The organism is Rhodoferax sp. GW821-FHT09E07, from assembly GCF_059416145.1.
The window spans coordinates 41,569-55,011 of record NZ_JBWKOP010000001.1 but is presented as its reverse complement, the minus strand read 5'-3'; the positions used below and the strand labels follow the sequence as shown (position 1 = coordinate 55,011).

Genomic DNA, 13,443 nt, shown 5'->3' with positions numbered 1-13,443 from the left:
AAAAAAAGGCAGGCCATCGGTGGATGGTCCCGCCCAGTTAGGGTGAATTCACGCGCTTTGGTTCCGCAGAACCGGTGAACTCTTCCCCGGATTAGCGCAAGCCGGCCACGTAGTCGGCAACGGCCTTGATTTCGCGGTCATTCATCTTGGCCGCCACTTGGGTCATTTGCAGGCTGTTCTTACGCACGCCGTCACGGAACGCCGTCAGTTGGGCTACCGCGTAATCCGCATGCTGACCGCTCAGGCGGGGATATTGGGAAGGAATGCCAGCGCCGTTGGGGCTATGGCAGCCCGCACAGGCAGGCACCTGGCGGTCAGCAATGCCACCGCGGTAAATGCGTTCACCCAGGGACACCAGTTCCTTGTCTTTGGCAAAGCCCTGCTTGGCCTTCTTGGAGGTCACCCAGTAGGCGATGTTTTTCATGTCATCGTCGCTCAGCGCGGAGGCAAAGCCCTTCATGACCGCGTTGTTGCGCTTGTCGGACTTGAACTCTTGCAATTGCTTGATCAGGTACTCAGGGTGTTGTTGCGCCAGCTTGGGGTAAGCGGGCGTCCCAGAGTTGCCATCGGCACCGTGGCAAGCCGCGCATACCGCGCCAAAGCTTGCCTCGCCCTTTGCCAAGTCGGGTTTCACCACTTTGGCGACCTCGTGCTTGGCTTCTTCCGCGAAGGAAGAAACGGAAATGACGGCAACGGCGGCCGCGAAAAACATTTGGGCAATCAACTTCATAGGGATGTTGTGTCTGGTGAGCAAAACAGCGCCATTCTACAGTGCGGCGCTCGTTTCAAATTGAGCTAGCAATCGTGTCTTTAGCTCTGCGCTGTTGTTATCGGCTTCGATGCCAGCGATTGCTGCCCACCGCATTCCGTCTTCTCCCAGTTCAATTGCCATATGCGCCGCGATCGTGGGACTCAGTTTTCCCCGTTTGCGTGCTTGCGCAATTGCACTTGGGTCAAGGTGCATTTCTTCGCACCACCGTGCTGCGCGTTTGAAGGCAAGTGCTCTGTTGAGAAGTTCCATGGTGTTTGACATGACAGCTCCGTAGTGACGTGTTGTCAGTTTATGACGACTCATCAAAATATTTCTTGACGACTCATCATGAAATCGGCTTAATGCATTCCGTGACGAGTCGTCACAAATTAGGGAACACCAGTCGCCATGGTCCAAACGAAAACTGCCACTCCGGCCACGGAGTGCACGCACAACTTACGCTCCCCTCGTTCTGCTGAAAGCCTGCCGCTGGAAAGTTTGGCGACTGGCCACGGATGGGCGGAAGTGTCCGAGGGGAGCACCCCTCAGCGATCCGCACGAAAGTCAGGCAATCCGCCGTCGTGCGGAACCTTTCGCTCTCTTTCCACCGTTCTAGCCCAGGTTTCCACAAGCCCGGACTCTTTGATCCCGTCTCGTATCGCTGCCTTGATCACCAGGTATGTGACCCAAAGCCCAATCATCGACGAAAGCGTACCAACTGCTATCGCAAAGATGGTGGAACGCCAAAACCATTCGCTGAGAGTCCAGTCCACGCTTGTTCCTCCTGTTGTTTATCACGCGATGGTATCGGAGGGCCGAGCATGAACCAGGCCCTCCGCACCAAATCCGAGCCTTACACCCACGCCGATCACTGGCAGCGTGGCATTGCTGCGGCCCGCGAAGGCCGTATGGTGGAGCGCAAGCACGTACAGATCCGCAAGGGTCCCCTCCTTTACTGCGGCCAAATACTGGAAGCCTATACAGTGCCAGACGGCCCTGACTGCTGGACCGTTGAGACTTTTGCCCCGGAAAAGTACCGTTTTACCGTTCCGGTTGCACGTGTCTGGGAGTGCGGCGGGTCAGACTGCATCTGCAAGCCTGTTTTGCAGGGAACTGCGGCGGGCTGCGCAGCGGCCCCCGCAGGTGCCTGCAAAACAGGCAAAAAGGGGTGAGAGTGCAAGTAACACCTCACCAAACGGCCAATATTGGCCAAAACGACCAAAAAACCGGGCAACAAAAGGCCGCACGGTGGCAGGAAATGCACGGCAATATGCTGGGCAAATTCCAGGACTATGAGCGCGATGGCCGCCTATTCCGTTCCGGATCTTCTGACCTCAGTTCCGGCAAAACCACCTGGAACTTTGGTGACCTGGACCGGCGCGACCAGCGCGAAGAACCGTTCTTCGTGGACTGGCTGACGATCCGCCAAAGCCATGAGCATGAGCTGCCCGAAGTGAATTGCGGCGTCGTGTTCGGTGTGGACGCCAACGGCGAAGTGGAATGGCAGACCAAACGCGCCAGCAAGATCGAGGGCAGCTATGAAACCTCTGTCCAGGTGCGATGCGATGGCCACACCGTCATGTTCAGCGGCAACGTGTCCAAATTTGGACGCACTGACAACCTCTGGGGTTTCAGCTTTAACCAATGCCTGAACCGCATTAACAAGATCCTGCAGCGGCTCGGCTTGCCGCCATTTTCTGCAGGGCAAAAGTTCTATCGGCAAGTTAGACACGAAGACGGCCATTGCACTCTGCGCCCCGCGTGGACAGGTGCAACGATCAGCCGTATCGACCTGACTGCCAATTACGAAACGGGCTGCCTCAGTGATGCCCGGGCCTACCTTGCGTGGCTTTCAACACAGCAAGGAAACACGCGCCTAAAAGTCGGCGCGTCGTCAGACGGCGAGACCGTCCATTGGGGCGAAGGATCTCGCCGGATCTTTTCCAAGGTTTACATCAAGTCCACCGAGATGAAAAAACGCGGTGGCCCACAGGAACTAATCGACCACTGCGAGCAGGTCGGCCTGGTGCGTTTTGAAGTGACTTGCAAAGCAACGCAGCTCATAGCGATGGGCTGTAACCACCTCGGGGGTTTCGATATGAAACAAATGGAATTGCTCTTTGAAGAGCGTGCCGCAGTGCTGACACGCGCTGAGCACTCGCACGACGACCTGGAACACGTTCCAAACGCATTACGCCGCACCGCACGCGATTACCTCGCGGGTGACGATATGTCTAAACGCCTTAGCGATCGCACATTTCGCCGCCATCGCACGGGACTGCTGAGCTACGGAATAGACATTTCAGTCCGTCGAAACATCGCCATTTTTCAACCGCGCATTCGGGTAATTGAGTTGAAGCCCGCAAGCGTTCCCACCTGGTATCAGCTCGACGAAAGGTTAGTCGCATGAAAGTTCAAATCGTAGGTCACATGATCAAAGAAGGCGTGTCCACCAAGTCGGGCACACCCAAGCCCTACAGCATCGGAGAAATCCACGTCCTGGTGCCTTTTAGCGCCCGTGACACCAGCAGCCAAGGCTATGCCGGTGGCAAGCACAACGTAGAGCCAATGATCATCAAAAAGGTCGCGCATCTGCCGCTGCCCTTTGAAGCTGAATTGCATACGCAGGACGTTATGTTGTACGGCAAGCAGCAGACCGAAATTATCGACATTGTTCCGCTCAATGCGGCCATGGCCATTAAGAACGCGAACGCTTCAGGTGCCCGAGCCGCTGCGCCCGCCACCGTCTAAATGCGAGTGCTCCAGGTCGTAGCAATGGCGGCGCTGCTGTCCTCCTGCGCCTGGACCACTGCCGCCCATGACCGCGAGGAACGCCTCGCCCAGTTTCACCAATTCTGGTCTTGTGCCGGAGTAAAGGACTGTCAATGACAGACGTTCAATTGCTCATGGTTGTGGTAGCCGTCGCCTCCTGTTTTTTTGCCGGAGTGCTGGGCTACCAAAGGGGGTACGCGCAATGAGTGAAGCCGAATTCGCGGCCTACTTTGCGGGCGCTCTCATCACCTGCTATTTCGTCGGCTTTCAGTGGGGAAAGTACGCACGAATCATCAAGGATCTAGGCAACTCAGCCTGATACGTCCCGGCGTTCTCCGGGTTTCAAAAAGGAGTCTTCATCATGAACAAAAACATTCAACGCGGTCTGATCGCTGCTGGCGTTCTGTTTGCATCCGCAGCCTCGCAAGCTGCTGTGGACGCTGCCGTGTCTACAGCCATCAGTTCCGGTGTGACCAGCATCCTGGAAGTTGTGGCCATCGGTGGCGCCGCAATGTTGACCGTTGCCGGTGGCGGCGTGGTCTGGCAAGTCGCTTCCAAGTTCGTGAAGCGCCTTGGCGGCAAGGCCTAACCAGTCGGCTTTCTGATGGGTGGTGCACCGCCCATTGGTAAACCATCTGGATAGCTATGAATCGCCGCTCAATCCTTACCATCCTCGCTTACGGCTATCTGTTCACGATGGTCGTATTGCTCGCGCTATTTCCCGTAGCGTCCCGCGCCCAGGGCACTGCCACGATGACTACGTACGTCGGAACCGTGTACGGCGGTCAGCCTGCCATGGCGCCTCAAGCTACCGCGCAGGCTGCGTGTAACCTTATCGGCGTCTCGTACAACAATGCCAAGGCGGGCACTAACGTTGTCCCCGTCAGCGTCGTCCTGGTTGGTGTGTCTGCTTGCGACGTTACATACAACGGCGGCGTGTTTGCTGGGCGAAACACCATCACTGCCACGGCCAACGGCACGGCCTCCCTCCCATGCCCTGCGTCGGGCGAAACTAAGACGGTAAATTTCACTCTTGGTTTCACGGAAGATCCGCAGTTCAGCAAGTCGGGTTCGGTCAACACCTATGCCGACAAATTCACGTCACTTTTAACCGCAGGCAGCGCGTGTGTCAGCGGTGGCGGTAGTCAGTGTTCTGTCACCCTCACCAATGACCCTTCGAACCTCGGCAGCGCCTGGATCGCCAGCACCCCCAATGCCCAAGGCCTCTACCGTGTCAGCCAAGACTACAAAGTGTCGTACACCGGCGCCAGCTGCACCCCCAGTTCCAGCGAAAAGATGCTCACAGAGAGCACCGATGCCGCCGCCGCATGCAGTGGCACCTATGGAACAGTTAACGGCAAGGGCGTATGTGTGCCGTCCAGTGCAAGCAGCCGCAACGTGTTGCAGTCGCCAGTCGGTACTCCTACGCGCAGGGTAGGCAACCCCACCGCAGGCAGCTCCGGCGCACTGCCGTTAGCGTCTCGAACACCTGCTAGCGGGACGGGTAACAACGACGGCGGGCCCGCCTCATCGCTTGACGGCTCAAACGCACCGATCGGCTCACCGCTCCCGCTCACGCCAAGCAGTGGAACAACGGGCGGCACCAGCACCACGCCCGCAGCAACCAATGACGACGCGAAGACTTGCGGCCTGGCAGGCAGACCCGCCTGCAAGATCGACGAAACCGGCACGCCGACCACCGGTACCAATGACGGCCAGGCAGCGCTCACAGACGGCGCAAAGTCGCTCAACGACACCTTGGACGGCATCAAGAACGGAAACGGCAAAGACACGAGCTGGGGAGTGGTGCCCACGTGGCTACAGAACGTCGAGACCTGCCATCCCGTCGTGCTGATGACGCTGCCGGAGAGGCTCGGCAGCAAGCAAATCACGTTCGACATCTGCCCGTACATGGACAAGATCTACCTGCTGATGAACATGCTGTGGGTAGTGTGGACCTTCGGCGCAGTGATCAGCATGGTGTTCCGCGTCACCTCGGCCGGAGTGTCCTGATGCACACCGACCAACTCACCCAGGTGGAAGGCATGGAGTTTTTGGAGGGTTCCGAAGGAAACCGGAGAAAACGGAGGGCCTGCAACCCACCCACAATGCCAGACGGCCAAAGCATAGGCACGCGGGAAGGGGTCTATACGCGCCAATACGGCCCACGCGATGCCACGCCAATGCCACTACCTACCCCAAGGGGGAAAAACGTCCTGGAGGCCCCTGCGGGGGCAGGCGCACCACAAACACATGTCGCGGGTACATGCGTACCCCGTCCAACCACCCCCCCTCGCGCCATGAAAAACAACCTGTAGGTTCACCATGCCAATACTCGGAGCACTACTCACCAACCTCTTTGCCGGCGTGGTCGCCTGGCTGGCGCAGTACTTCACGCGCAAGGTAGCGTTTGGAGTGGCTGCGGTAGCAGCCATGTCCGCGCTCACCTTGGGCCTGTACACCGCGATGCGCCTCGCGCTCGCTGGCTTGTCCACCAGCAGCGCAGGCATGCCCGAGTTCTGGGTGCTGTGCCTAGGCCTCGGCGTCCCACCAGCCGCACCGTTCTGCGTGTCCACGTACGTCACGATGTGGACTGCCTGCACCGTGTACACCTGGCAGCGGGATCTGCTGCACCTCATCGTGAAAGCCTAAGCCATGGCCGTCTACATCGTCGTCGGCAAGCTCGGGGGTGGGAAGGGCAAATGGGTCATGGGCAAGATGCGCGAGGCACTTCTCGCGGGTCGCAAGGTCGTCACCAACTTCGATCTGTTCATGGAGCACCTGTTGCCCCTGGCCAACCGTCAAACGCCTATCCGTGTCCCAGACAAGCCCACGGCTCAGGATCTGGCCTCGGCTGGCCACGGCAACCCCGACAAGTACAACACCAAGAAAAACGGCGTCCTGGTCCTGGACGAACTCGGCTCCTGGCTCAACGCCCGCAGCTTCCAGGACAAGGACCGTGCCGCGCTGATCGACTGGCTGATTCACTCGCGCAAATACGGTTACGACTGCTACCTGTGCGTCCAGGATCTGGAAATGATCGACAAACAGGTGCGCAAGTCCTTGGCCCAATATGTGGTCAAGTGCATAGCAGCGGAGAACATCAGAATCCCCATGATCGGCAAATTTCTCGGCGAGTCTGGCCGTCTGCCGCGCTTCCACGTCGCCATGATCAGCATGCCCGACATTCCGAACCTCCAGGTGGACCGCGAATTCTTCCGCAATGACTACCTGCAAAACGGTTACGACACCTTCCAGGTATTCCGCGAGTGGCACCGCGATCCCGCCCAACCCACCTTCCACACCGAGCAATTCGGCGGACCATTCAGCTACCTTTCGGCCTGGCACATCAAAGGCCGCTTCGCAGATCCCACAGTGCGCAAAGGTCTGCTCGCTAACGTGTTTAAACCGCGCATCAAGCCACCACTCAAGCCCAAGCTGCCATTGGTGGAAAAAATGGCCAAACTGCCACCAGACAAAGCCTGGCACTACGCCCGCACCCTCACCATGCAAGGAGCCATCTGATGGGCCTATTCATCCTCTGGGTCGTGTTTGCCGTCCTCGTCTTCAAACTCGCTTCGGGCCTTTGGCCGGACTGACGTTCGCCACAACTACCAGGTAGACCCGAGCCGCTAAACCCTGCTTTTTCGGCGATTGGAAAACCACCAGGTGGGTACTCTGCACCCCCTAAAAACAGGGAGGATATTTTGAGAAAAGTAGGGTATGCGCGGGTGTCCACGGACGCCCAGGACACCGGCTTACAACTCGATGCTTTGCGCGCATCTGGTGTCATTGAGATATTTGAGGATTCAGGCTCCGGCGTCGGCCCGCGCCCACAGTTGCAGCGTGCCATTGCTTCGCTGCGAACAGGTGATTTGCTGGTAGTCTGGAAGCTCGACAGAGCCGCTAGAAGCCTGTCGGATCTCCTCCACATTCTGAGCCGTGTAAAAGCTGCTGGAGCCTCGATAAAGTCGCTGACAGAGCCGATTGATACGTCAAACCCAATCGGGGAATTCACCTTTCAGATCCTGGGCGCCGTAGCCCAGCTTGAACGCTCAATGATTCGTGAACGTGTTGTGGCTGGTCAGGCTGCGGCAAAGGCCAGGGGGAAGAGGTGGGGCACGCGTCCGTCGCTCACTCCGGACAGGGAAGAAGAGCTAGTGGCAGCGTTTGCTCAAGGTGGCTATACGCTGCCGTCCATTGCACGTGCGTTTGGCGTACATGAGTGCGTGGCTAAACGCGTGATTTCCCTTAGGTTCCCTCCGTCGTTGTTTAGTCGGCCAGGTAGGCCCAAAACCAGCGTCTAAGTACAATGCGGCTCTGGGTTTACCTTTCAAATCAATGACCAACACCTCAAACCCACCCGGCAATTCGCCCGCTCCATCGGTCGCCGACGCCCCGACCAAGTCCCCCGCCGTCGTGGCCATGGGTTGGTTGCACACAGCGCGCTTTCTGACCACCGCGCCCCAGTTGCACTTCTTGCCTGAACTGGATGTGCCGGAAATTGCCTTCGTGGGCCGCTCCAATGCGGGCAAGTCCACGTGCATCAACACGCTGACCCAGCAAAAACAGCTGGCTTTCGCCTCCAAAAAACCCGGCCGTACGCAGCACATCAACCTGTTTGCACTCGGCAAGCAGGGGGTCACCGACGCGGTGTTGACCGATTTGCCAGGCTATGGCTACGCCGCGGTTCCCAAGCAGGACAAGATTCGCTGGCAACAGGTCATGGCCAATTACTTGGTCAGCCGCAAGAATCTGCAAGCCATCGTTTTGATGTGTGACCCGCGCCACGGCATGACCGAACTTGATGAAATCCTGCTGGACGTGATCCGCCCCCGCGTGCAGGAAGGCCTGAAGTTCCTGGTCATCCTCACCAAGGCCGACAAGCTCACCCGTTCAGAAGCTGCCAAGGTACTGTCCATCACCAAGCTGCAGGCCGGTGGTGGCGAAGTCAAACTATTCTCAGCCCCCAAACGCATCGGCGTGGAAGATGTGGCGCAGCTGCTATGGCAGTGGGCCCACCCCAAAGCCGCTGCGCCTGAAGCCGCAGATCCTGCCTAGTACGGAGCGGTGTCTCCCGCAGGCCGGTCCTTGAAGCGCTTGTGCACCCAGTAGTACTGGGCGGGCATGGCGCGGATGTAGTCTTCCAGGCGCCGGTTCATCAGTGCGGTGTCCGCTTCCAGGTCATCGCCAGGAAAATCCGCCCACGCTGGAAGGATTTCCACGTCATAGCCCTGGGGTGTCAACCGCGTCACCACCGGGACCACCTTGGCCCGCCCCAGCTTCGCAAAGCGAGACAGCGAAGGCACCGTGGCAGCAGGGACGCCGAAGAACGGCACAAACAGGGATTCGCGCGGATCGAAATTCATGTCCGGCAACAGGTACAGCGGCTCCCCCTTGCGCACGGCCGCCACGATGGGCTTGACTCCGGCCAGCCGCGCTACCAGCTCGGGCTCGCCAAAGCGCTGGCGCCCGCCCAGAATCCAGGCGTCCATGGCGGGGTTGAGCTGCGGTGAGTAAATGGTAGCAAAGCGCCGCGGGATCTGCTGGGTCAGCGCGGTCCACGCCGCGTCCAGCCCCATGAAATGCGGTGCAAACAGCACCACGGGCTCCTCTCCCTTCAGGGCATCCAGGGCACCCGTCAGCCGCACGCGCGACTGCACCACAGCAGGCGGGGCATGCCACAGCCAGCCCCGATCCAGCCAGGCCTGGGCAAACACCACGAACACCTGGCGCACTACGCGCTGCCGCTCAGCCTGACTCCACTGCGGGAAACACAGGGCCAGGTTGGTCTGTACCACGCGCCGACGCGAACCCACCAAAAGGTACAAGGCAATACCCAGCACCAATCCCAAGGCGCGCACGACCGACAAAGGCAAACGCCCCTGGGCCACGATGAGTTTCACAATCCAGTTGCGCATCACCACGTGGCCTCAGACCGTCTCACGCGGAGTTTTGTAGCGCGCATAGCCCCAGAGGTACTGGGCTGGTGCGTGGGCAATCAAGTCCTCCATGGCCGCATTCAGTTGGGCCGCAGCCGTATCAGGATCGGAGGCCAGCGCGACAGCGAGCGGCTGCACATGGACCACATAGCCCTGACCCCACGGCAAGCGTTCGCCCCAAGCCAACAGTACCTGGGCTCCTGTCTGGTGAACCAGCCGGGCCGACAGCGTCATGGTGTAGGCCGGTTTGCCAAAGAATGGCACCCACACGCCTTGCGACTGCGGCGGTACCTGGTCTGGGAGCAGGCCTACGCATTGGCCGGCTTTGAGCGCCTTGAGCATCTGCTTGACCCCTGCCAGCGTCGTCGGCGCTGTGTGCATGCCGGGCCGGGCGCGCGAACGTGTCACCACTTCGCGCAACCAGGACTGGCGCGGCGGGCGAAACAGCACGGTAATGGGTTGCTCGCCCTGGCCGAATTGCCGCGCGTAGGCCTGGGCCGTGATTTCAAAACAACCCAGGTGCGGCGTGAGGAATACCACGCCCCGTCCCTGCTGCAACGCGGCTTCCACATGCTCTCGTCCGTGCCAACGCACGGTTACGGGCCGGCCCAACCACAGCCGCGGGAGTTCGGCCGCCAGCTTCCCAGACTCTCCTACCGCCCGGCGCCAATCGGCACTTGCCAACCCCGCTTGGCGGGCATTGGCCAGAAATCGGCCACGGTAGGTCGCCGACCCCAAAAACGCCAGCCAGCCCACAGCCCAGCCCAGCCCGTGCAGCAGCCACAGCGGAAAGACAGACAGCAATTTGAAAACAAGGTCCATGGAGTGGGATAAAATCGCAGGTGTCGCTGAGTTATGGAACTACTTGCAGGGCGACACCCACAGGGCGAACCGCAAAGGAACGCCATTGTGCCTCGCCAATTCCGGCGAATCTGCTAAAGCGTTCGCTGTAAGCTCCAAGGCCCAAGCAACGCGACTTGATGTTTTTTTGGAGACTTAGCTATGGCGAACGATTTTCTCTTTACTTCCGAGTCTGTTTCTGAAGGTCACCCCGACAAAGTCGCCGACCAGATTTCTGACGCAATCCTCGATGCGATTTTCAAGCAGGACCCCAAGTCCCGTGTGGCTGCCGAGACCCTGACCAACACCGGTCTGGTCGTGTTGGCTGGTGAAATCACCACCAATGCACACGTCGATTACATCCAGGTGGCGCGCGACACCATCAAGCGCATCGGCTACGACAACACCGAGTACGGCATCGACTACAAGGGCTGCGCCGTGCTGGTGGCCTATGACAAGCAATCCAACGACATCGCCCAGGGCGTGGACCATGCGTCCGACGACCACCTGAACACCGGTGCCGGTGACCAGGGCCTAATGTTCGGCTACGCCTGCGACGAAACGCCCGAGCTGATGCCCGCGCCCATTTACTACGCCCACCGCTTGATGGAGCGCCAAGCCCAGCTGCGCAAAGACGGCCGCCTGCCCTTCCTGCGCCCCGACGCCAAGAGCCAGGTGACGATGCGCTATGTGGATGGCAAGCCCCACAGCATCGACACCGTGGTGCTGTCCACCCAGCACAGCCCGGACCAATCGGAAACCCAGCACAAGATGAAGGCCTCGTTCACCGAAGCCATCATCGAAGAAATCATCAAACCCGTGCTGCCCAAGGAATGGCTGCAGAACACCAAATACCTGATCAACCCCACGGGTCGTTTTGTGGTGGGCGGCCCCCAGGGTGACTGCGGCTTGACCGGCCGCAAAATCATTGTGGACACCTACGGCGGCGCCTGCCCCCACGGTGGCGGCGCGTTCTCCGGCAAGGACCCGTCCAAGGTAGACCGTTCCGCGGCCTACGCTGCGCGCTATGTGGCCAAGAACGTGGTGGCTGCGGGCCTGGCCAAGCAGTGTCAGGTGCAAGTGGCCTACGCCATCGGCGTGGCCAAGCCCATGAACATCACGGTCTACACCGAAGGCACCGGCGTCATTGCCGACGACAAGCTGTCGGCCATCGTTGCCGAGGTGTTTGACCTGCGTCCCAAGGGCATCATCCAGATGCTGGACTTGCTGCGCCCCATCTACGAGAAAACAGCTGCTTACGGCCACTTTGGCCGTGAAGAACCCGAGTTCACCTGGGAACGCACCGACAAAACTGCCGCCCTGCGCGCAGCCGCCGGCCTGTAAAGCCGGCCCCAGCCAGCGGCGCACTGCTGTGCCGCTGGCACAATGCCAACCCGATGAAACTCCAAACGCAACGATTCATAGACCGCTGGGTTGGCCAACTGCTGTGCGGCGCGGTGTCTGGCTGGGTGAAGCTCACGGGACTCTGGGGTACGCCCGCCCGCATGGGCCAATCGCCAAAACACATTCTGGTGATCCTGCTCTCCGAAATGGGCAGCATTGTGTTGGCCGGTCCCATGTTTGCGGCCCTGAGCCGCCAGTACCCGGGCGCGGCCATCCATATCTTGCAACTCAAGAAGAACCAGGAGGTTTCCAAGCTGCTGTCGCTCACCGAAGTCGAGCACATGCACACGCTGGATGACAGCTCCGGCGGTTCGCTGATCCGCGACATCCTGGCGGTGAGCCTCAAGATGCGCCAAATCGGCCTGGATGCAGTTATTGATTGCGAGCTTTTCTCGCGCGTGAGCGCTCTGCTGTCCTTCAGCACCGGCGCCCCTGTACGCGTAGGCTTTACGCCCCACACGCAGGAAGGCCTGTACCGCGGCAGCTTCATCAACCACAGCATTCCCTACAACCCCTACCAGCACATCAGCAAGCAGTTTTTGTCACTGGTGGATGCGCTGCAGTCGCCTGAAGGCATGCCGCGCAACCGCGTTGGCCCCATCCGCGAGATTCCGCCAGAGCCAGAGCTCTCGGTGGAATTTACCGTCGACGAACTGGCCACCTACCGCAACAAGGTGGAAACCGACCACCCCGTGACCCGAACCCGCCAACTGGTGCTGGTGTATGCCGGGGGGGGTATCCTGCCTGAGCGGGCCTGGCCTGCCAGCCACTATGCGCGTGTGGTGCAGGGCCTGTGCACGGCGGGCTATGCCGTGGGCCTGATTGGCCTCAAAGACGATGCGGCATTGGCTCGGGACCTGCAAAACCAGGTCCACCACGAAGCCTGCATCGACCTCACCGGCTACACCAAGAGCATCCGTGAGCTGCTCATGCTCATGCATGCCAGCGCCCTGCTCATCACCAATGACGGCGGGCCCAGCCATTTCGCCACCGTCACTCCCATCCAGACCATGGTGTTCTTCGGGCCCGAGACCGGCAAGCTCTACGGCCCCCTGGGCAAACGCACCATCATTCTCGAATCCGGCATTGCCTGCTCACCGTGTCTCACGGCCTACAACCACCGGCTCACCTTTTGCGACGGGGACAACCAGTGCCTCAAGCGCATTGCGCCCGATCCCGTGCTGGACCAGGCCCTGGCCTTTTTGCGCAGCGTTGGTGTCCCGATGCGCAGCGCAGGCGCTGCAGCATGAACACACTGCAGCGACTGGTGCTATGGACACTGGGCTGGATGGAGCGCTACCGCTACATCAAGTTCGGCATTGTGGGCGCCAGCGGCACGGTGGTGAACCTGGTGGTGCTGCACCTAGGACATGAGTTCCTTTTTAGCGCACTGGAAGCGGCCTACAACAAACCCTATTTCTCGCTGGCACTGGCTATTGCCGTGGCCACGCTGAACAACTTCACCTGGAACCGGCTGTGGACCTGGTCGGACCGTGTCAAAACGCTAGAAGCCGAAGAAGCCCAGCCCGTGAGCCTGCGCTTGCTGGGCCTGGAGTTTGGCCAGTACATCACGGCGTCGGCCTTCGGCAGTGGCCTGCAGTACGTGCTGACACTGCTGCTGTCAGGCAGCATGGACTACCGCGTGGCCAACATCATTGCCATCGTCGCGGCCAGCGTGAGCAACTTCCTGGCCAACGACCGCTGGACCTTCAAGCGCAACCCAGACTGAGCGCA

The 13,443-nt window shown here is 59.8% G+C and carries 17 protein-coding genes; 12 read left to right on the top strand and 5 right to left on the bottom strand.

Annotated features, from left to right (window positions below):
* Positions 1-91: 91 nt before the first annotated feature.
* The 3 genes from AC07OE_RS00275 to AC07OE_RS00265 all read right to left on the bottom strand — a co-directional run bounded on the left by AC07OE_RS00275 (position 92) and on the right by AC07OE_RS00265 (position 1,524).
* Positions 92-730, bottom strand: coding sequence for a c-type cytochrome (locus AC07OE_RS00275; protein ID WP_495068563.1), 639 nt, complete (start codon positions 728-730; stop codon positions 92-94).
* A 36-nt stretch (positions 731-766) separates the two neighbouring features.
* A complete protein-coding gene (locus tag AC07OE_RS00270; protein WP_495068562.1) occupies positions 767-1,033 on the bottom strand; it encodes a hypothetical protein in 267 nt (88 codons plus the stop codon).
* 263 nt (positions 1,034-1,296) lie between these two features.
* The gene (locus tag AC07OE_RS00265) at positions 1,297-1,524 is read right to left on the bottom strand and encodes a hypothetical protein (RefSeq protein WP_495068561.1); all 228 of its coding nucleotides are present in this window, start codon (positions 1,522-1,524) and stop codon (positions 1,297-1,299) included.
* A 48-nt stretch (positions 1,525-1,572) separates the two neighbouring features.
* Here AC07OE_RS00265 and AC07OE_RS00260 point away from each other — a divergent pair, with 48 nt between their 5' ends.
* From AC07OE_RS00260 to yihA, 9 genes are all read left to right on the top strand, one after another.
* Positions 1,573-1,923 (top strand): hypothetical protein, encoded by a 351-nt coding sequence (locus AC07OE_RS00260; RefSeq protein ID WP_495068560.1) that lies wholly within the window; start codon positions 1,573-1,575, stop codon positions 1,921-1,923.
* Between the two features lie 2 nt (positions 1,924-1,925).
* Positions 1,926-3,161: a phage/plasmid replication domain-containing protein gene (locus AC07OE_RS00255; RefSeq protein WP_495068559.1), complete on the top strand. Its 1,236-nt coding sequence runs from the start codon at positions 1,926-1,928 to the stop codon at positions 3,159-3,161.
* Positions 3,158-3,502 carry a CTX-RstB family phage integration protein gene (locus AC07OE_RS00250; protein ID WP_495068558.1) on the top strand — a complete coding sequence of 115 codons (345 nt, stop codon included), beginning with the start codon at positions 3,158-3,160 and terminating at the stop codon, positions 3,500-3,502. Before AC07OE_RS00255 ends, AC07OE_RS00250 begins: the two co-directional genes overlap by 4 nt.
* A 382-nt stretch (positions 3,503-3,884) precedes the next feature.
* A complete protein-coding gene (locus AC07OE_RS00245) occupies positions 3,885-4,112 on the top strand; it encodes a hypothetical protein (RefSeq protein WP_495068557.1) in 228 nt (75 codons plus the stop codon).
* A gap of 56 nt (positions 4,113-4,168) precedes the next feature.
* Positions 4,169-5,536: a hypothetical protein gene (locus AC07OE_RS00240; RefSeq protein WP_495068556.1), complete on the top strand. Its 1,368-nt coding sequence runs from the start codon at positions 4,169-4,171 to the stop codon at positions 5,534-5,536.
* Positions 5,537-5,848: 312 nt separating this feature from the next.
* The gene (locus AC07OE_RS00235) at positions 5,849-6,175 is read left to right on the top strand and encodes a DUF5455 family protein (protein WP_495068555.1); all 327 of its coding nucleotides are present in this window, start codon (positions 5,849-5,851) and stop codon (positions 6,173-6,175) included.
* A 3-nt stretch (positions 6,176-6,178) separates the two neighbouring features.
* Positions 6,179-7,048, top strand: coding sequence for a zonular occludens toxin domain-containing protein (locus AC07OE_RS00230; protein ID WP_495068554.1), 870 nt, complete (start codon positions 6,179-6,181; stop codon positions 7,046-7,048).
* A gap of 206 nt (positions 7,049-7,254) precedes the next feature.
* On the top strand, positions 7,255-7,830 hold the full coding sequence (locus AC07OE_RS00225) for a recombinase family protein (protein ID WP_495068553.1): 576 nt from the start codon (positions 7,255-7,257) through the stop codon (positions 7,828-7,830).
* A gap of 34 nt (positions 7,831-7,864) precedes the next feature.
* Complete coding sequence (yihA, locus tag AC07OE_RS00220; protein ID WP_495068552.1) at positions 7,865-8,584, top strand: ribosome biogenesis GTP-binding protein YihA/YsxC; 720 nt, start codon at positions 7,865-7,867, stop codon at positions 8,582-8,584.
* Here yihA and AC07OE_RS00215 read toward each other — a convergent pair.
* Both AC07OE_RS00215 and AC07OE_RS00210 read right to left on the bottom strand, forming a co-directional pair.
* Positions 8,581-9,444 (bottom strand): lysophospholipid acyltransferase family protein, encoded by an 864-nt coding sequence (locus AC07OE_RS00215; protein WP_495068551.1) that lies wholly within the window; start codon positions 9,442-9,444, stop codon positions 8,581-8,583. The genes yihA and AC07OE_RS00215 overlap by 4 nt on opposite strands.
* A 12-nt stretch (positions 9,445-9,456) precedes the next feature.
* Positions 9,457-10,287 carry a lysophospholipid acyltransferase family protein gene (locus AC07OE_RS00210; protein ID WP_495068550.1) on the bottom strand — a complete coding sequence of 277 codons (831 nt, stop codon included), beginning with the start codon at positions 10,285-10,287 and terminating at the stop codon, positions 9,457-9,459.
* Between the two features lie 180 nt (positions 10,288-10,467).
* Between AC07OE_RS00210 and metK the strand changes: the two genes are divergently transcribed.
* Genes metK through AC07OE_RS00195 form a run of 3 tightly spaced genes read left to right on the top strand, consistent with a single transcriptional unit; the run spans position 10,468 to position 13,438 of the window.
* A complete protein-coding gene (gene metK / locus AC07OE_RS00205; RefSeq protein WP_310339978.1) occupies positions 10,468-11,649 on the top strand; it encodes a methionine adenosyltransferase in 1,182 nt (393 codons plus the stop codon).
* A 53-nt stretch (positions 11,650-11,702) separates the two neighbouring features.
* Complete coding sequence (locus AC07OE_RS00200; RefSeq protein ID WP_495068549.1) at positions 11,703-12,959, top strand: glycosyltransferase family 9 protein; 1,257 nt, start codon at positions 11,703-11,705, stop codon at positions 12,957-12,959.
* Positions 12,956-13,438 carry a GtrA family protein gene (locus tag AC07OE_RS00195; protein ID WP_495068548.1) on the top strand — a complete coding sequence of 161 codons (483 nt, stop codon included), beginning with the start codon at positions 12,956-12,958 and terminating at the stop codon, positions 13,436-13,438. Before AC07OE_RS00200 ends, AC07OE_RS00195 begins: the two co-directional genes overlap by 4 nt.
* Positions 13,439-13,443 lie beyond the last annotated feature (5 nt).